The 19,566-nt window shown below is 29.5% G+C and carries 20 protein-coding genes and 1 riboswitch; of the genes, 4 read left to right on the forward strand and 16 right to left on the reverse strand.

The window, feature by feature from the left end:
- Positions 1 to 25 precede the first annotated feature (25 nt).
- Both B3086_RS08330 and B3086_RS08335 read right to left on the reverse strand, forming a co-directional pair.
- Positions 26 to 1,507, reverse strand: a complete 1,482-nt coding sequence (locus B3086_RS08330) for a nicotinate phosphoribosyltransferase (protein WP_346877452.1) — start codon at positions 1,505 to 1,507, stop codon at positions 26 to 28.
- Between the two features lie 159 nt (positions 1,508 to 1,666).
- Positions 1,667 to 2,122 (reverse strand): hypothetical protein, encoded by a 456-nt coding sequence (locus tag B3086_RS08335; RefSeq protein ID WP_346877451.1) that lies wholly within the window; start codon positions 2,120 to 2,122, stop codon positions 1,667 to 1,669.
- A gap of 354 nt (positions 2,123 to 2,476) precedes the next feature.
- Here B3086_RS08335 and B3086_RS08340 point away from each other — a divergent pair, with 354 nt between their 5' ends.
- Complete coding sequence (locus B3086_RS08340) at positions 2,477 to 3,370, forward strand: D-alanine--D-alanine ligase (RefSeq protein ID WP_346877450.1); 894 nt, start codon at positions 2,477 to 2,479, stop codon at positions 3,368 to 3,370.
- A 66-nt stretch (positions 3,371 to 3,436) separates the two neighbouring features.
- Here the strand turns inward: B3086_RS08340 and B3086_RS08345 are convergent, their stop codons facing one another.
- The 4 genes from B3086_RS08345 to B3086_RS08360 all read right to left on the reverse strand — a co-directional run bounded on the left by B3086_RS08345 (position 3,437) and on the right by B3086_RS08360 (position 6,546).
- The gene (locus B3086_RS08345) at positions 3,437 to 4,126 is read right to left on the reverse strand and encodes a radical SAM protein (protein ID WP_346877449.1); all 690 of its coding nucleotides are present in this window, start codon (positions 4,124 to 4,126) and stop codon (positions 3,437 to 3,439) included.
- Between the two features lies 1 nt (position 4,127).
- Entirely contained in the window at positions 4,128 to 4,688 is a 561-nt protein-coding gene (locus B3086_RS08350) for an ECF transporter S component (protein WP_346877448.1), read from the reverse strand.
- A 19-nt stretch (positions 4,689 to 4,707) separates the two neighbouring features.
- Entirely contained in the window at positions 4,708 to 5,688 is a 981-nt protein-coding gene (locus tag B3086_RS08355) for a nucleoside hydrolase (protein ID WP_346877447.1), read from the reverse strand.
- Positions 5,689 to 5,805: 117 nt separating this feature from the next.
- Positions 5,806 to 5,850, reverse strand: a riboswitch (PreQ1 riboswitch).
- A 90-nt stretch (positions 5,851 to 5,940) separates the two neighbouring features.
- Positions 5,941 to 6,546, reverse strand: coding sequence for a DUF445 domain-containing protein (locus tag B3086_RS08360; protein WP_346877446.1), 606 nt, complete (start codon positions 6,544 to 6,546; stop codon positions 5,941 to 5,943).
- 218 nt (positions 6,547 to 6,764) lie between these two features.
- On the opposite strand from B3086_RS08360, the gene B3086_RS08365 reads away from it, so the two are divergent.
- Together B3086_RS08365 and alr are read left to right on the forward strand one after the other, a co-directional pair.
- Complete coding sequence (locus B3086_RS08365) at positions 6,765 to 8,228, forward strand: PLP-dependent aminotransferase family protein (protein WP_346877445.1); 1,464 nt, start codon at positions 6,765 to 6,767, stop codon at positions 8,226 to 8,228.
- A 150-nt stretch (positions 8,229 to 8,378) separates the two neighbouring features.
- A complete protein-coding gene (gene alr / locus B3086_RS08370; RefSeq protein WP_346893184.1) occupies positions 8,379 to 9,539 on the forward strand; it encodes an alanine racemase in 1,161 nt (386 codons plus the stop codon).
- Positions 9,540 to 9,633: 94 nt separating this feature from the next.
- Here the strand turns inward: alr and B3086_RS08375 are convergent, their stop codons facing one another.
- Positions 9,634 to 10,227, reverse strand: a complete 594-nt coding sequence (locus B3086_RS08375; protein ID WP_346877443.1) for a GNAT family N-acetyltransferase — start codon at positions 10,225 to 10,227, stop codon at positions 9,634 to 9,636.
- Positions 10,228 to 10,912: 685 nt separating this feature from the next.
- Here B3086_RS08375 and B3086_RS08380 point away from each other — a divergent pair.
- Positions 10,913 to 12,460: an ABC-F family ATP-binding cassette domain-containing protein gene (locus B3086_RS08380; RefSeq protein WP_346893186.1), complete on the forward strand. Its 1,548-nt coding sequence runs from the start codon at positions 10,913 to 10,915 to the stop codon at positions 12,458 to 12,460.
- Positions 12,461 to 12,509: 49 nt separating this feature from the next.
- On the opposite strand, the gene B3086_RS08385 is transcribed toward B3086_RS08380, so the two are convergent.
- The 9 genes from B3086_RS08385 to B3086_RS08425 all read right to left on the reverse strand — a co-directional run bounded on the left by B3086_RS08385 (position 12,510) and on the right by B3086_RS08425 (position 19,554).
- Positions 12,510 to 13,403 carry an AraC family transcriptional regulator gene (locus B3086_RS08385; protein WP_346848017.1) on the reverse strand — a complete coding sequence of 298 codons (894 nt, stop codon included), beginning with the start codon at positions 13,401 to 13,403 and terminating at the stop codon, positions 12,510 to 12,512.
- 258 nt (positions 13,404 to 13,661) lie between these two features.
- Complete coding sequence (gene hcp / locus B3086_RS08390) at positions 13,662 to 15,311, reverse strand: hydroxylamine reductase (protein WP_346848016.1); 1,650 nt, start codon at positions 15,309 to 15,311, stop codon at positions 13,662 to 13,664.
- Positions 15,312 to 15,512: 201 nt separating this feature from the next.
- Positions 15,513 to 16,202: a Crp/Fnr family transcriptional regulator gene (locus B3086_RS08395; RefSeq protein ID WP_346848015.1), complete on the reverse strand. Its 690-nt coding sequence runs from the start codon at positions 16,200 to 16,202 to the stop codon at positions 15,513 to 15,515.
- Between the two features lie 144 nt (positions 16,203 to 16,346).
- Positions 16,347 to 17,018 carry an NUDIX hydrolase gene (locus tag B3086_RS08400; protein ID WP_346848014.1) on the reverse strand — a complete coding sequence of 224 codons (672 nt, stop codon included), beginning with the start codon at positions 17,016 to 17,018 and terminating at the stop codon, positions 16,347 to 16,349.
- A gap of 15 nt (positions 17,019 to 17,033) precedes the next feature.
- Positions 17,034 to 17,165, reverse strand: a complete 132-nt coding sequence (locus B3086_RS08405) for a hypothetical protein (RefSeq protein WP_346848013.1) — start codon at positions 17,163 to 17,165, stop codon at positions 17,034 to 17,036.
- A 173-nt stretch (positions 17,166 to 17,338) separates the two neighbouring features.
- Entirely contained in the window at positions 17,339 to 17,527 is a 189-nt protein-coding gene (locus B3086_RS08410) for a hypothetical protein (RefSeq protein ID WP_346848012.1), read from the reverse strand.
- A 24-nt stretch (positions 17,528 to 17,551) separates the two neighbouring features.
- A complete protein-coding gene (locus B3086_RS08415) occupies positions 17,552 to 18,118 on the reverse strand; it encodes a hypothetical protein (protein ID WP_346848011.1) in 567 nt (188 codons plus the stop codon).
- Positions 18,119 to 18,319: 201 nt separating this feature from the next.
- Positions 18,320 to 18,772 carry a peptide deformylase gene (gene def / locus B3086_RS08420; protein WP_346848010.1) on the reverse strand — a complete coding sequence of 151 codons (453 nt, stop codon included), beginning with the start codon at positions 18,770 to 18,772 and terminating at the stop codon, positions 18,320 to 18,322.
- A gap of 5 nt (positions 18,773 to 18,777) precedes the next feature.
- Positions 18,778 to 19,554: a GNAT family N-acetyltransferase gene (locus B3086_RS08425; RefSeq protein WP_346848009.1), complete on the reverse strand. Its 777-nt coding sequence runs from the start codon at positions 19,552 to 19,554 to the stop codon at positions 18,778 to 18,780.
- Positions 19,555 to 19,566 lie beyond the last annotated feature (12 nt).

Here is a 19,566-nt window from a genome sequence, read left to right on the forward strand (position 1 = left end):
TTTATATATTAATAATTAACGCTTTCTAAGGATTACTTTCTTCATTGGAATATTTATTAATTAAATCATATTTTAGTGTCCATAGTTCTTCAGATAAATCTACATAGTACTTGTGAGGATTTTTAAGCCTCAAAGACTCCTCCCAGAGGGTTTCAACCTGTCCTTTGCAATACTCTCTAATTTCTTGAATACTAGGACATGAATATACACATTGTCCTTTATCAAAGATTTTCACTTGTAATTCTTTTACATAATAGTCTGTTAAAACAGTTTTCTTCCATGTATGAACAGGGTGAAAAAGAATATATGGCTTACTTTCATCTACAACTTCATCCCTTAAGGTAAGTAAGTCACCTATTGCTTTATTAGTTTTCTTATGATAAAACCTATACAATTTTTTAAAACCAGGATTAGTTACCTTTTCCGGATTTTCACTTAATTTTATTTTAGACTCTAATTTGTTTTCATTTTCTATAGCTACTAACTTATATACTCCTCCAAATACAGGATTAGATTTAGAAGTTATTAGATTTTCTCCCACTCCAAAGATATCTATCTCAGCACCCTGTAGTAACAAGTCACTAATAAGGTATTCATCTAAGGAATTAGATGCAGTTATTTTACAATCTTCCATGCCAGCTTCATCTAACATTTTCCTAGCAGCCTTTGAAAGATAAGCAATATCACCACTATCTAACCTAATTCCCTTTAATCTATTTCCTTTAGGCTCTAATATTTCCTTAGCAACTCTTATTGCATTAGGTATACCACTTTTAAGAGTATTGTAGGTATCCACAAGAAGTACACTGGAAGTTGGATAAACTTCTGCATAAGCTTTAAAAGCTTGGTACTCACTTTGAAAGCTTTGAATCCAACTATGAGCCATGGTTCCTAGAGATGGAATTCCATATAATTCTTCTACCATTGTACATGCAGTTCCAAAACAACCTCCAATATAAGCAGCTCTTGCTCCTAATAATGCTCCATCATAACCTTGAGCTCTTCTAGAACCAAATTCTAAAACATTTCGCCCCTTAGATGCTCTAACAACTCTGCTTGCTTTAGTAGCAATTAAACTTTGATGATTTATAGTTAAAAGTAGCATAGTTTCTATTAATTGACCTTGAGGAATTGGCCCTCTAACAGTTATTATAGGCTCATTTGGAAATACCACCGTGCCCTCTGGAATGGCCCATATATCACATTGAAATTTAAACTCTCCTAAATACGCCAAAAAATCTTCAGAAAATATTCCTCTTTCCCTTAAAAAGCTTATGTCTTCTTCAGTAAAACTTAAAGTATTTATATACTCTATAAATTGTTCTAATCCAGCAATTATTACATATCCCCCATCATCAGGGATCTTTCTAAAAAACATATCAAAATATGCTATTCTATCCTTCATCCCCTTCTTTAGATATCCATTACCCATAGTCAATTGGTAAAAATCCGTTAACATGCTTAAATTTCTCTTTATATTTACGCAATCACATACTATAGTACTCATATGTTAACAAGCTTCCTTTCCTTAGTTTTCCTCTTAACCCTTATTAAATCAAAGACTTATAACTAAAAATAAATATATTATTCTTAGTTATTTCTTAATTCTTGGATTATTATACTAAGGACTATTCTAACAAATTCTTATTTATATTGCCCTAAAGCATTACCCATCTTTTAGTAATACTTTAATCTTGTCCATACTAAAGTCTTCATCTACTATTTTATAATACCTTCTTTTTTGTCCTTTATAACTTATCATAATCTCTTTTTCATTAATCCAAGCTATATCAATTCTTATTGGACCTGTTGAACCCTCTTCCTTATATGAGCCTATAATTGTCATTAAATATTCCCATCCATGATCACTACTTCTATTTTCCTTCATTTTCACATTCTTCATATAATCTATAAATTTCATTGTCTTTTCTTCTTTATATATATTCCATGATTCAGATGAATCAATTCCTCCTTTTAAAGAAAAAAAGGTGACACTAGTACAATTATCCATGTTATACCTATTTATAATAAACTCTTCAAAAGTTCCCTGTTTAGGATAAATGACACATATTATCCCTATTGCTACTATGACTAATATTCCTATAAATATCTTTCTTTTCATTTTTCCTCCTATATAAAATATCGATATATTTTAAACACTTATTTTACCTATCCATAGATAGATTTAGATGTAATTCATGTTTGCTATATAAATTGTTCATACATACACCAACGTCATCCATTATATTCCTATATTGAGAATAATTATACACCATGCGGTACTTATATTCCATATAATTTATAATATAATGTAAACTCATTTATGTACTAGCAATACAAATAAAATGACAATTTTAAAATTTAGCTACCTTCTTAAACCACCCTTATCTAAAATCCATTACTTAATGGTACTTTCTATTTTTTTTCATTGAAATATTATTATAGTATAAGAATATAAATTTGAGGAGATGTATATATGAGAGTAGGCGTATTAATGGGTGGAATTTCCTTTGAGCGAGAAATATCCCTTTTATCTGGAAAAGAAATAATTAAAAACCTAAATAATGATAAATATGAAGTAATTCCTTTGATTATAAACTCTAAAAAAGAAGTAATAGATAAAGTTCGTGATTTAGATTTTGCTTTTTTAGCCTTTCATGGTGAATTTGGAGAAGATGGTACTATTCAAAGTATTTTAGAAAGTTTAGGAATTCCATACTCCGGAAGTAATCCTTTGACTAGTGCCCTTTGCATGAATAAAAAACAATGTAAGCGAATTCTTAAAGCTGAGGGTATCCCTATAGCAAAGGGAATTAATCTATACAAACACGAAGGTGTAAATTTAAAAAAGATAGAAGAATTAAAATACCCTATGATAGTTAAACCTAACAGTGGTGGTTCAAGTATTGGAATTTCTTTAGTTTATAGCCGTGAAGAACTTAGGAATGCTATTTTAGAAGGATTTAAGTATGGTGATGAAATAATTATAGAAGAATATATAAATGGTAGCGAGTACACCGTTCCCCTATTGAATGGTGACACATTACCTATTCTATCTATAATCCATAGAGGAACTTTCTTTGATTATGAATCTAAGTACAATGATACAGATACCTTAGAGGAAGTAGCTATTCTTTCAGAATCCCTTGAAAATGAAATCAATGAAATATCTAAAAAATGTTATAGGCTCTTTGATTGTAAAGCTTACGCAAGAGTAGATATAATGGTAAGTAATGATAAACCCTATGTAATAGAACTAAACACTTTACCTGGTATGACCAAAAATTCTCTATTCCCCAAAAGTGCAAAAGCTGCTAACATGGAATATTCAACTTTACTAGATAAGATTATTGAATTTTCGTTAATATAATAATATACGAGGTGAGTAATTAGCTCACCTCGTATATTCTATCTTTTAATAAGGCAATTCTTAAAATTAATCCCCTACTCCAAAATCTGTATTTTCAAATAACACTTCAATTTTACTAACATCCTTAAGGAAATTATATTCCTTTTCAAACCAACTTATTAATTCTTCATCCCTCTTAATATCCGTAGTATTTTCTGTAAATATATTTATTGTTCCATAATCAAAATGACTTAATACTATATCAATATCTCTTTTAATCATTTCTTTACTTTGTCCTTTTATACCTACCATTAAGCATACTGAGCTAAAATACTTTCTAACTTCCTTATAATCTTTAAATCTAGCATTTTTATTTAACACTAAATTTCTAAAATTATTATCAAAACTTTCAACTCCAATTTTAAAAATAACTTCAATTCCAAAGAAATCTCTCATTTCTTGTAATCTACTTCTATAGCACCAATGGCTTTCTAAGAACATCTTTTTTATATTCTTTTCTATTACTATTTTTCTAATGCTTTCCAAGGTTTCAATAGGTAATTCAAAGCAACTTCCTGAATTAATCACTTCTAAGGTACCATATGTTCCTTTTACTTCCTTTAACACCTTTTTATTTATATCATTGATTTCTGAAGATTTTGTTGAATTATCCTCTATATAATCACAAAATGTGCACTTCCCCCAAACACATGGAAAAGCCTTTAGTAATACTATTTCTCTTTTATTCTTCCCTTTTATTATATTATATCTATCCATACTATTCATACCCAACAATATTACTTTTAATATCTAATGGTAACATTTTAATAATTGTAAAAACTAATCCAAAGCTCACAGCTTTATCTAATAAATCTGTAAAAATCTGAGTAGAAAAAACTGCTGTAATAATACTAATTCCAGAGTTTTTAAGTATTGCAACTAAAATACTTGAACCTGAGGAAGTTATCCCTTGAAAAACAAAGGAAGCAATAACTGCTGCTGTTGCTGAACCTAAAACTGTAACTAATAATATTCTTAAAATCGACTTTAAAACTCCAACCTTCTCACCTTTAAATAACATTCCTGTACCTATCCCCACTACTAATTGTACTGGTAAAAAATAAAATGAAATAGGATCAAAGGTTATACCATTAATAATTGATGATAATCCTCCAACCACAGCTCCACTTACTGGTCCAAACAATATTGAAACTAAAATAGTTCCTATAGTATCAATGTAAATTGGAAGTTTTAATGATAATGCTATAAATCCTCCTACTAAGTTTATAGCTACTGCTAAACCCATAAAAATAATTCCCTTATTCTTTTTACTATTCATATTTCTAACCTTCCTCCTCTTAATTTAGTCCATATTTAGAATTATTTAAAATTGATATTATATCTTCTTTATGTTTTGGAAAAATTCTTGTTAGAAACATTTCCATAAAACCTTTTGAATTTACCTCTGTTAACACTAGACAATTTGGTTTTTCTCTATAAAAATCCCCTTCATCCACCAGTGTCATTCCTATAGCTTTTCCCTCTGTAACTATATCTACAAAATATTCCTTTCCAGAACATAATTCAGGATTAATAAAATATGCTATTGCTAGTGGATCATTAATTACACATCCTAAGGTTCTTTCTTGGTTCCAATGAAAGTCCACATAAAATTTAGTTATCCTTACAATTAGCTCTCCAAGAGGTTCATTAAACTGCCTTATCATCTCAATATAATTGGGAGTTAAAACACATTGTCTAGTAACATCTAATCCCACCATGGTAATATTCCTTTTTAATTCCTTAAAGACTTTTTCTACACCATGAGGGTCAACCCAAAAATTAAACTCTGCTACTTGAGAGCAATTACCAAAGCTCTTAAAAGCTCCTCCCATAATAACTAACTCCTTCATCTTTCTTGTAACTTCACAATCTTTTTCTAAAGCTTTTGCTATATTAGTTAAAGGACCCAATGCGATAATTGTTATATCCTCTGATTTTAACTCATCTAGAATAAAATTTACTGCACCTTCTTTATAGGTTACCTCCTCTACCCTTGGTAAGAAACTTTCTCCAAGTCCATCACTTCCATGGGTATCTTCTGCAGTAATTAATTTTCTTTCCATAGGTTCGCATTCCCCAAGATACACTGGTATATCTAACCTATTTAGTTCTTTAAGTATCTTTAATGCATTTTCTGCCCCTTTTTTTCCATGGACATTCCCCGATACTATAGTTATCCCTTTAACATCTATCTCCTCTGATTTTAGTGCAAGAATTATAGCCAATGAATCATCAATTCCTGGATCACAATCTATTATTACTTTTCTCTTGTCCATCTTTTCTCTTCCTTTCTTAATGAAACCATAAAAAAATGCCTTGAGCTCCATCCCAAGGCATAAAAAATACAACCTAAAAAAGGTCGCACTAAGGGTATAGCACGACCATATAAGTCTTATTCCCTAGTTTTTTATAGAGGGATGGTTACGAACCTCTCCCACAGAATTCTGTGGATTTTTTATTAAATTCTTAATTTAACATATCATATTTTATACCTTATATCAACTGCTTATCTATAATTATGTATATTCTTATTTAAAGAGCATAACCACTAATCCTTGAACTATACCTATTGCAGCTCCTAAGATAAAGCCCAAAACTTCAATATGTTTTAATTCCTTTTTAGCTACATTTATAATAATTCTTTCAAGTTCTTGTAAATCCAACTCATTTATTTTTTCTTCAACCATTTCTTTAATATCTACTTTATCTTTGATATGACTAACAGCTTCACTTTCCATTTCCTTTAAAGCCCCATCAACTTCTTCCTCTATAATGTTATCTATAGGTCCTTGAACCATGATCCTAAAGGGTGCTGGCACAAAATCCATCTTTCCTGCCACTAAATTTCTTATTTTATTTTTGACTAACTGACTAAATATAACCTTATCTTCTTCTGTGATTGCATTTTTTATTATATCATCAATTGACAATAATTCCTTTGCCACCACTTCCCCAATATTTTGTGCTATTTCATTTTTTCTCTTTGGAATTAATCCTATTATCTCTAAATTTATTAATGGAATTTTAATTGGATTAATTGGTCTAAACATAAGCTTTATGGCTAATATGTTTGTTACCCATCCAATAACCCCTCCTACTACTGCTAATAAAAATACAATAACTAAACTATTCATGATGTCCTCCTAAGTATTTCAAAATTTCTATTAATATTCTACAACAATTATTCTTGTTTTTCTATTGAAACTAACTTATTTTTCTAATAAACTATTTTTAAGTGATTCTTTTGTTTGGTTTTGTAAAGATAACCAGTGCAAACTTGAATCTTTTTTACTTTGTATTATTATGATAACTTTTATAGGAATACAATTAATAAAAATAGGTGGTGTTAAATATGATATTTTCTACTCTAATTATTAATAGGGATGAACCTATTTATATGCAACTAGAAACACATATCATTAATGGAATAAAAAAGGGTGAATTAAAAAAAGATAGTAAACTACCTTCCACAAGAGAAGCAAGTAAGCTTTTAAACATAAGTAGAAATTCTGTCATTGCTGCCTATGAAGAACTAGAAAGCAAAGGAATAATAACTACTAAGAGGGGTGTTGGTACCTTTATTTTAATGGAGACTGAAAATACCTGTGAAGAATATAATATTAATTTTATGAATATGATTAGCAATTATGCTGATACCCTTAGAGATCTTGATATTATTAAAAGTGAACTTCCCTATAAAAACAATATGATTTCTTTTAAATCTATTGCCCCTGAACCTAGTCTTTTTAATATGGATGACTTTAAAAGAGCTCTCTTAGATGCTTGGACTTATGAGGAAGAAAACCTATTAAACTATGGATATGCTAAGGGATATGCCCCTTTAATCCAATATTTTCTTCAGTATATGGAGGAAAAAAGAGTTAATACTGAAGGTAGAGATATATTAATCACTAACGGTTTTACTGAAGCCTTTGATATTATTATAGGTTCTTTAACTAAAAAAGGAGATATAATACTTTGTGAAGAACCTACCCATAATACAGCATTAAAAATTATGAAAGCCCATGAAATTGAAGTTATCCAGGTAAAAATGAATGAAGAAGGTATGGATTTAGAAGATTTACAAATGAAGCTTGAAAAGTATAATCCTAAATTTGGATATATAATCCCTTCTTATAATAATCCTACAGGTATTGTAACCAAAACCAAACGAAGAAAAGAAATTTATAATCTTTTTAGACAGTACTCTGTACCTATAATTGAAGATGGATTTAATGAAGAGCTTCTATACTCTAGCTCTCCCATCGATCCCATAGCATCATTAAGTGGCATGGGCAATAGTATAATCTATATTGGCAGTCTTTCTAAAATACTCTTTCCAGGCCTTAGAATTGGATGGATTTTAGCTAGTAAAGATTTAATTGATGTTTTAGAAAGTGTAAAAAGAGGTAGAACCATTCACTGTTCTTTCCTTGATCAAGCTTCCTTTTACTATTACTTAAAAAGTGGAGCCTTTAGTAGGTATGTAAAAAATGTAAGAAAATATTATAGAGATAAGTATAATCTGGTTATGGAAATGATAAATGAATACATCCCTTATGAATATGTTACTGGAGAAGGTGGCCTTCATATATTTATTAAGCTTAAAAATAATATAGATGCAAGACAACTTCTAGATATATGTTATAAGGATAATGTACTATTTATGCCTGGTGATATCTTTTATATAAATAGTGGCAAAGGCAAAGACTGCTTTAGAATCGGCTTTGGTAGAGTAAGTGATGAAGATATCAAAGTAGGAATAAAAATAATTGGTGATAATATAAAAAAACTAAGTAAACCACCTTATCAATAAATCCTGTACTAACTGGTTCTTGTGATTTAATGTAATTATACTAAAATAATAGTATAAGGTAAGTTTCACTTGATATAACGAAGTAAATTCTTAATGAATATAACTAAAATAGCTTACTAGAAATAATGAAAGAAATTACGAGGTGTAACAATGGAAAAAATAATGAGACCTGTATGGGCAGAGATAAATTTAGATACAATAGCCACTAACACAAAAAATATAAAAAAATTAGTCGGAGATAAAGAGCTCATTGCTATCGTAAAAGCAGATTGCTATGGACATGGAGCTGTAGATGTTGTTCCTACCCTTTTAGAAAATGGAGCCTCTAGACTCGCTGTAGCAATGCTGACAGAAGCCATAGAGCTTAGAGAAAATAATATTAATGCTCCTATAGTAATTTTAGGATATACTCCTTTATACTTAGGCGAAGATCTAATAAATTATGATATTGAGCAAACAGTATATGATTTAGATTATGCAAAGGAACTATCAAAAATAGCCTTAAACTTTAATAAAAAAGTTAAAATCCATATTGCCATAGATACTGGTATGGGTAGAATAGGATTTCTCCCTGGTGATGATACCGTTAAAACTATAAATGAAGTTTATAACTTAGAAGGTTTAGAAGTGATTGGAATATATTCCCACTTCTCCACCTCTGATGAAAAAGACAAATCCTATGCCAATGAACAACTTTTTAAATTTAAAAAGGTTATGGCGGATTTAAAAGCTCTTGGAATTGAACTTCCATTAAAACATATTTCTAATAGTGGAGCAATTATAGATATGCCTGAAACTTATTTAAATGGCGTGAGACCAGGCATTATACTTTATGGTTATTACCCTTCTAAAGAAGTTTCTAAGGATAACCTTTCAGTAAAACCAGCTCTAACTTTGAAAGCAAAGGTAGCCCATGTAAAAGAATTGCATAAGGATATGTATATAAGTTATGGTAAAACCTTTAAAACCAATAAAAAAACTATTGTAGCTACACTACCAATAGGCTATGGAGATGGTTATCCTAGAGCATTAAGTGAAAATGCTAAGGTAATTGTAAATGGTAAATTTGCTAGTATTCTAGGTAGAATTTGTATGGATCAGTGTATGATTGATGTAACAGACATAGAAAATATAAAGACTGGTGATGAAGTTATTATTTTAGGTGGAGAAGGAGACTTAAAATTTAATGCTGATGATATGGCAGAAGCCTTAGGCACAATAAACTACGAAATTCTTTGCAGAATTAAATCCAGAATTCCTAGAGTATATATTAAGAATAAAGAAGTATTTAAAGTTAGAAACAATATATAATGAAAAAAGTCTTGTCATTTCTAAATGACAAGACTTTTTTTCATAGGTAATATATATCATGGACATTTAGTCCTTGTAATTTACATATATAACATTAAACCATTTTTACCATTCTATATAAATATTGAGAAAAATACTTTTCTTCTTTTTCAAATTTATAATCTAAGTTTTCATAGAACTTTCTTACTTTCTCATCCTTAGCTAGCAGTGAACAACCTTTATATCCTTTTTCTTTAGCTACCTTTTCTGCTAACTTCATTAGTTCTTTTCCTATTCCAAGACCTCTAACTTTTTTAGTAGTTGCTAAGTTTGCTATATAAAGCTCTTTATCTCCACCCTCTTTTAAGTACATTCCTAAAATAAGGTCCTTTATAAATTTTATTTTTCCTTTAATTCCTTTTATCATATGAAGTAATTCAAAACTAGTTTTTGTATCTAAATGAGATATTTCTTCACTGTTTAAAAGAATTATAGCTCCACAGGTCTTTCCATTTAGTTCTGCTACCTTTATATTTAAATATGAATATCTAGATTCCTGACTTAATACTAGCCATTGAATCCTATTTAAAATCTCCTCTTTAGTGCCCTGGCCCCAAATATGATCTGGTGTTTCCTCAGTATCATATATAAGACCAGCGATAATGGGGGCATCCACCTCCGTTGCATCTCTTAATGCTAAGTTTTTCATAATTATCCCTCTTTCATGAAATTTTTATTTAAATTTCTTAATTCTATTATATTATTATTAGAAACATTAATTAAGGCTTTAGATCCGCAGTATTTAGTACTTTTATGCTATTATTGAATTCTTACTAATTTATACAATTGTCCTATTAGTACTTATTAATGCCTACAATAAGTATTTTCTATAATATCTACTTCTCACTTCATTCTCTTAATTACAAACTCTTTACTAGGATTAGTATGAAGGCATGTTTAAAAGTAAAAGTTATTTTATTACTGTATTTACTTTTTCAACTACTATGGTATAATATTTATGTATATATGTAATAATAAATATATTGAATATTATTATATTTAAAATAAATTAATGCAAAGAAAGAGGTTGAGTCGAATTGTGTAAAATGGTAGTTCTTGTAAGTGTTTTAGGTTAATAACGGGATAACTGCGCCCTTTTTTACCTAAGCATTTGAATAGAATTATCTTTTACAGGATAAGACTCTTTTTTCATACTCTAAATCATATAAAATTTAAATTAGTATCACTACACTATTATTTTGTTATAGCTAATATGAGAACTAATTTTTTACTCTACTATGATTTAGAATATAATTTTCATTGCATTAATTTACATGAATTTTAAGGAAAGAGCAAAGCCTCTTTCCTTTTTTATTTTACGGAGGTATAAAGACATGAGTATATTAAATATTGAAAATATAAGCTTTAGTTTTGGAGATAAAACTATTTTTAAAAATATGTCCCTTAGACTACTAAAGGGCGAACACGCTGGTCTTGTTGGAGTTAATGGTGCTGGTAAGACTACCCTGTTTAACATCTTAACTGAAAAATTAATCTGCGATGAAGGTACTTTTACTAAAGCTTCTTCCTGTAAGATTGGATATCTTAAACAAAATTCTGATATAAATGAAAACTTAACCATAAAAGAAGTTTTAAGGGAAGCCTATAGAAATCTTTATGAATTAGAAGAAAAGATCTTACTCATAAGTAATAAGTTAGCTACCGGAGATGTAGATGACTATGATAAATTAATCAATAAATTAGGTCATCTTCAAGATAGGCTGGATTCTAGTGAGTTTTATAATATTGAAAAGCATATTGAAACTATGTGTAAAGGGCTTGGTATAACTGCCCTTGGTATGAATACTCCCTTTAAAAATTTAAGTGGAGGTCAAAAAACTAAGGTTATGCTAGCAAAACTACTTCTTGAAGCTCCTGATATATTACTTTTAGATGAGCCTACTAATTATCTAGATAAAGAGCATATAGAGTGGTTATCTAAATATCTACATGACTATGAAAATGCTTTTGTGGTCATATCCCACGACACTAGCTTTTTAAACAATATTACAAATGTAATTTTTAATCTAGAGTTTTCCTCTATAAAAAGGTATATGGGAAATTATGATAACTTCTTAAAACTACAAGATGAGGAAAGAAAAAGATATATAGCTGAATATACTGCTCAACAAAAGGAAATTCAAAAGCTTCAGAACTTTATTGATAAAAATAAAGTTCGTGCTTCTACTGCAAAAATGGCTAAGGGTAGACAAAAGGCTCTTGATAAAATTGAAAAACTAGAAAAACCAAAAATAATTTCACCTAAACCTAGTTTTTCCTTTAATTTTAAAAGAACCTCTGCTTCCCTTGTGATGAAAAGCTCTAGTCTAACCATTGGCTATAGCTATCCACTTATAAAAAATCTTGATCTTACTTTAAAAAGAGGTGAAAAAATTGCCATTACAGGTTGTAATGGCATAGGTAAATCCACATTTTTAAAGACCATAATGGGAGTAATACCTCCAATAGATGGTGATATAAAGCTTGGAGATTATCTGTACCCAGCTTACTTTGAGCAACAGGTTCATGGTTCAGACCATACTCCTCTTGAGGAAGTTTGGGATTCTTTTCCTAAAAAATCTCAGAGTGAAATAAGAGCAGCCCTTGGTCGTTGTGGTATTAAAAATGAGCATATGAACCAAAAACTAAAAACTTTAAGTGGCGGAGAACAATCAAAGGTTAGACTTTGCAAACTTACCTTAACTCCAACAAATTGGCTTTTACTTGATGAGCCAACTAACCATTTAGATGCTATCTCTAAGGCTGAACTAAAAAAAGCTCTTATTGATTTTAAGGGTACTCTCCTTTTAGTTTGCCATGAAGTTGATTTCTATAAAGATTTAGCAACTCAGATATGGAATATGGAAGAACTTTTAGTATAATAAATAAGGATCAGCTATAAATTTATAGCTGATCCTTATTTATATATCCTTATTCAGTTTTAGACTCTACTCTAATCCAAGATTCACAATAGCCTTTACCACTCTCTTTTTCATAATACATTTCTAAATCATAACCTTCTAATTTATTATAAGTTGATGTAGGTAGCCATTCAGTGTGTGCCCTCTTATTTAAATCTTGAAAAGCAGTACTAATATCATCAATATCATATTCCTCTGAAGTAAAAATCGCCCACGTGGCTGATGGAATCTCTACTATTTTATAACCTGTGGTATCACTTTTATCACTCTTTAAAGCACATATCATATATGGGAAAGTAGTTCCACCAGTTTTCCTATAATCGCATATTGCATTTACTGGACATAACTCTCCTTGATTGTTTAAGTTACCTGTAGATTCAGCTAATTTGTCACATTCCCCATTACTTAATACTTCATCCCAAAAGTTGGGTATCTCTCTTAAATTCTCATCATAATTCGTGTCAAATATTCTTTCAATGCCATAAACTTGAAAAGCTTCTCTTGTTTCAATTCTATACTTCATTTCACTTACTCCTTTAATAGAAATTTGAAAGGATATACGTGGATATGCTTTTAGACTTATTCCCTTATTTCTTGCTGTTGTAGGAGTTATGCCATGCAAATTCTGAAATGCGCGGGCAAAAGCCTCTGGTGATTCATACCCATACTTTAGTGCAATATCGATAACCTTCATAGAGCTGTTTTGCAGTTCAAAAGCAGCCATAGTCATCCTTCTACGTCTAACATACTCTACCATTGAAATCTCAGTAATAAAAGAAAACATTCTTTGAAAGTGATGCACTGAATACCCAATTTCATTAGCTACTTTCTCATAATCAATTCTATTAGTTATATTACTTTCCATATACTCAATGGCTCTATTCATTTTATCTAAAAGTTCCATATCTATCCCTCCTTTAATAAAAGTATATCAAGTTATAAAGCATTAAACCTTGCAGTTCTTGTCCTCTTCTGCAAGATTATTTAACTTTAATTATATATTACACTAGAATATATTTCTATATTATTATTTCACTTATATAGATTAATTTATATACAAAAATAAAGGTATTAACTTAATATATAAAGTCAATACCCTTATTTTCACTGAAATATTTATATGTTAAGGATAAATATATTAGGGGTAAATTAGGGGCATATATTATCCTAGAAACATTTCTAAATCTTCATCCACAGTTCCTATGCCTGCTATTCCAAAATTCTCTACTAATACTTTTGCTACATTTGGTGATAAGAATCCTGGAAGTGTTGGTCCTAGATGAATATTTTTTACTCCTAAATAAAGTAATGCTAGAAGTACTATTACAGCTTTCTGTTCATACCAAGCTATGTTATAAGCTATAGGAAGTTCATTTACATCATTTAGTTCAAATATTTCTTTTAGTTTTAAAGCTATTACAGCTAATGAGTAAGAATCATTACACTGTCCTGCATCTAAAACCCTTGGAATTCCGCCTATATCGCCAAGATTTAATTTATTATAACGATATTTAGCACATCCTGCAGTTAATATTACTGTATCTTTTGGTAATTTTTCTGCAAACTCTGTATAATAATTTCTTGATTTCATTCTTCCATCACAACCAGCCATAACAAAGAACTTCTTAATAGCACCAGATTTAACAGCTTCTACTACCTTATCTGCTAAAGCAAATACTTGTGCATGAGCAAAACCACCTACTATTTTACCCTTTTCAATTTCTTTAGGTGATGGTAATTTTTTAGCATGTTCTATAATTTCACTAAAGTCTTTAGCTTTTCCATCTTTTCTATCTTTAATATATTTAAATCCTGGATATCCAGTAGCACCTGTAGTATAAACTCTATCTGCATAACTTTCCTTTGGTGGTACTATACAATTTGTTGTAAACAGTATTGGCCCATTAAAAGGTTCAAATTCTTCAGTTTGTTTCCACCAAGCATTACCATAGTTACCTACAAAATTAGAATATTTCTTAAAGAATGGATAATAGTGAGCTGGTAACATTTCACCATGAGTATAAACATCTACTCCTGTATCTTTTGTTTGTTCTAAAAGCTCTTCTAAATCCTTTAAATCATGTCCTGATATCAATATAGCAGGATTATTTCTAACTCCTATATTTACTTCAGTAATTTCTGGATTTCCATAAGCACCTGTATTGGCAGCATCTAGCATTGCCATAGTATCCACACCAAATTTACCTGTTTCTAAAGTAAGGGCAACTAGTTCATCTGCACTTAATGTATTATCTAATGTAGCTACTAATGCCTTTACCATAAAATCATAAACTTCTTCATTTTCTTTTCCTAAATTTAATGCATGTTCAGCATATGCTGCCATACCTTTTACACCATAAATAATTAATTCTCTAAGAGAACGTACATCTTCATTTTCAGTAGCTAATATTCCAACTTCAATAGCCTTTGATTTTTCTAAAAGCTCTAAATCACCTTGTACTACAAAAGTAGCAGCATCATGTAATTCTCCTAAATTTATTCCTTTATCCAGTAATTCTTTCTTAACTTCTTCTCTAAGTTCTATAGCTTCCTTTATTTTTTCAACAAATGCAGAATCATCAAAATTAGCATTTGTAATAGTCATAAATAATCCACTTACTATAAAATGATTAGCTTTAGGAAATCTTATACCTTTTTCTAATCCTTTTTGCTGAAAAATAGCAATTCCCTTTAGTGAATAAATCATTAAATCTTGTAAGTTAGCAACCTTCTCTGTCTTTCCACATACACCTCTTATTGTACAGCCTGTACCTTTTGCAGTTTCTTGACATTGATAACAAAACATACTCATTTAAAAACCTCCTTTTAAATTTTGTTTCAATTGGTTTTTTTAATCTATATTAATATAATATGTAATTTCACACTTAATTTCGGTATCTCAGGATACCATTGTTAGATATTTGTAAATTTTATGATTATTTATAGATTTATCAAAAGAGGCTTTCTCAAAATAGATTTTTCTATTTTGAGAAAGCCTCTCTTGAATAACTCGCTATCCTAGACATTCTCTTAAACCTTTTAGATCAATTATTCTAAAGGAGCTTCTGTGAAAATCTATAATTCCTTCTTCCTTCATATTTATTAATTCTCTTGAAAGGGAAGGTCTAGATACAAGTATATATTCAGCTAATTCATTTCTCTTTAAAGGTATATCAAAGGTAAGACTGTTATTAATACTATATTGCTGAATCAAGTATGTGCTAATTTTTTTTCTTATACTTTTTAATGAAAGAATTTCTACCTTTTCATTTAAACTAAGAGCTTTTTTAGCTACTATTTGTAACATATTCTGTATTAAATTTTTATGTCCTTCACAGGCTTTATTGCATACTCCTACAATCTTATCTGGGTGCAAAAATAGGATAGTACAATCAGTATATGCCTCTACAGTTGAAAGCCATCCATCCTTAGAAAAAGCATCTATCTCTCCAAATAAATCTCCTCTTTTTACTCTTGACATCATAACTCTATCCCCATCTAAAGTTTCCTTACTAACACTTACTTCACCCTCCAAAACTACTCCTATCCCAGTTAATTTGTCTTTTTCAATAGTTATTATATCTCTTTTTTTATAGGTTTTTATGCTAGACTTTAAACAGCTTAATACACTTTTAAGTTCTTCTTTTTCAATATCTTTAAATAATTCAATGGTCATTAACTGATTAATCCATTTTTCATCCATAAGACTTCACCATTCCTTACTTATCCTTTATTTCTTCATTTTGTAATATAATATCACATGGCACTATAAATTGCTGTAATAAGTGTTACAAACAAAGATTATTTCCTCATTTGCTTAACAATTTTAAAATATAAGTGTATTAGTTTACCTAAGAATATTTAACTTGTTAATAGCTAAATTAATCATTTTTTCATGGTCAAAAGCTAATAAGTCTGTATTTTCCATTGAAGGTTTTATATATACTTCTCTGCTTCTACCACTTCCTTTTTTAACACTCTTTTCTAATACTAAATATTCTATTTTTATTTTTCTTTCTTCATTATAAAAAATTAGTCTGTAGGTACCTTCTTCCTGACTAGAGTATAATAAGTTTTTTTCAACTCTAAACCAAGCCACCTCTGCTGCATCATCTCCAGCCTTAGGTTTTAATTTATCATAATCTACTAATGCAACATATGAAACACTTATAATCCTATCTCGTGGGTCTCTTCCTACGTCTCCAAAGGTATATAGTTGCTCTAGATAAACATCATCCACATTAGTTTCTTCTTTCAATTCCCTAAGAGCTGCCGCCTCTATATCTTCATCCATATTCACAAACCCTCCAGGAATTGCCCACTTACCTATACAAGGGTGATCTTTTCTCTTCACTAGCAATATTTGTAGTTGATTTTTTTCTTCATGCACCTTTTTCTCAGTAAATATTAAAGTATCCACCGTCACTGCAGGTTTCTTATATTTCTCAGGATTATACCTTTCTAAAAATTTTTCCAAGGTCTCACCTCTAGAATTTACTTTTTCTCTATGAATTGTCATAATTTACTTTTAGGCTCATTGCCTAAAAGTCACCACCTTTAATTGTTCAATTTCTTTTACATAACGATACTCTTTTAGCTCCTTACCAATATTAATTTCTCCTAGTATTTTTGCATCATCAATAGTAGCATAGCGTATATTATACATAAATATTCTCCTAACTATTTAAAATTTCTACTATTTAACTATGAAACTAGTTAAATAGGTAAATAGTTAAATAGTTGTTCTATTCATGCGGGTTTCAGGAATTTTGCTATATAAAAGCACCTGTACTAAAGATTCATTAATTTTGAAAATAAGCCTTATCTATAATTTTCTTCTTAAAATATGTCAAATATCATTTCCTTGAAATCCACATTTTCTATAATAAGATTTACAATTTCATTATTATTAACTTTAATTTCCTTTTTAAAATCAGAAGTCATCTTTATGGTTTTCCATAACGCCGTTGGCTGAAGTGAGCAGGGATTTTCTAAGTACTTTTCTCTTAAAACAACTTCAAAATTCAAATTAAAAACCTCCCAATGTAATTATCACTTTAAACCCACCTTTAAATCATAAATAAAAGCCTTAGCAAACTCTTGTTGCTCCCGATAGATCTTTTTTGCTTTTGGCAAATAACAAGTACCCTTACCAAGTATATTATCTTCTATATATTTAATCGTTTCTTCTAATGTTTGTCCTCTAACTGACCCTGTTATAAGTGATTTAACAATTAAATATGTTTTTCCACCTTCTATCATGTGTGCATCATGAAGAATTTTTCCTTCTATAGTGATAGCTTCCTCATCCTTTTGTGATTCTATTGAAGCATTAATAATTTTCTTTATCATACTCTGAGACATATTCTGTGACTGTAACCATTGAATTATATTTTTCTCACTATTATATATAAAGCCATGAAAGTATGCACCATATAATAAAATATCCATATCAACTTTATAATCAATGCTCTTCACTAATCTTTCAACATATTTTAGAACTCTTTCAATATGTGATAAGCCATGCATTATATCTTTATTTTTATAATAAGGAGCAACAAACTCTATTAACTTTTCTTTACTTATCATTTCATTCTGTATATTTTGCTCATCCACCATTAAGTACCTCTCTTTACCATAAAACATCTATTTAATTATATATCATAATAAAATATATTGTTATAATATTCTTTATTTTACATAAATTAATTTGCACATTCAACGCATTCAAGGCTATTATAATTTTTATATAACATAATTTAAAAAAGCATCCTATATTATTCTTTAAATAGTATAGGATACTTTTATTTTAAAAGATAATTACCTAATGTATTCTGTTACAAGATCCGTAAAGAGTATTCCATCTAAGTGATCAATCTCATGACAGAAACATTTTGCTAAGTCACCTGTACCGGTAAATGTAACCTCCTCACCATTTTCATCTAAGGCTTGCACTATAACCTTTGCTGGTCTTTTTAGTTTTCCCCAAGTATCTGGTATACTTAAGCAACCCTCTACCACATTTTGTTCCCCTTCTTTGTAGATTATCTTTGGATTAACTAATTTTATCAATCCTTGTCCCATATCCATTACAACTAATCTTTTTAATATTCCTATCTGTGGAGCAGCTAAGCCACCACCATTTTCTGTATTGTACATAGTATCTGCCATATCATTTAAGATTAATCTAATTCTATCATCTACCTTTTCAACCACTTTGCTTTTTTTTCTTAATATCTCATCATTTGAAAGTCTAATTTTTCTTAATGCCATTTATTCTATACCTCTACTTTACTGTAATCTTGATTTTCTTCTAATATTTTAATAAATTTTTTCTCACTTAAGATATCATTTGTAATAAATTCTCCATTATAAAATAAACTATAGGTAGTAAATGGTGTTGGTGAATTTTGAGCTTCTTCTTTAGTTTCATATTTCTTAACCTGCATATTAATATTCATACTTTTAGCAATTTCCTCAACAAGAGGCACATACTTAGCTGTAAAAGGACATTGATTACTATAATAAAGTACAAATCCCATTTCATCTATTTTACCTTCCTTTGCACATGACTTAAATGAAGGTTTACTTTCTCCATCTTTAAAAGGTAAATATAACAGTTCATAATAAGGCTCTGCTCTATCTGCAATTAAGAACCCCTTATGAATCAGATATTTTTTATCTGTTAAATAGGATCTTTTTTTATCTGAAGATAGGATTACTAATCCCTTTTTTCCTTTGTTTTTACTATATATAATACATTCATTTAATAATTTATTCGAAATCCCTTGACCCTTATATTGACCAGATACCCAAAGACAATTAATGAACATGTACTCTTCTGCAATAATAGGACACCAAGCTTTCTCTGCAGGTATATACTCAATAAAAACTTTACCTCTTACATCACCTTTTTTGAATACCAATCCATCAGCGAACCTAGCCTTCATCCATGCTTTCTTCGATGACACTTGGCATTCACCTTTCTTATCAGCAATAGCACAGCAAATATGTTCCTTTTCAATATTTTCATTGTTTACAGTAATAATATTCAATGATTTATTCCC

Source organism: Clostridium sp. UBA871, from assembly GCF_002295255.1.
In the GTDB taxonomy this organism is placed as follows: domain Bacteria; phylum Bacillota; class Clostridia; order Clostridiales; family Clostridiaceae; genus Clostridium_J; species Clostridium_J sulfidigenes.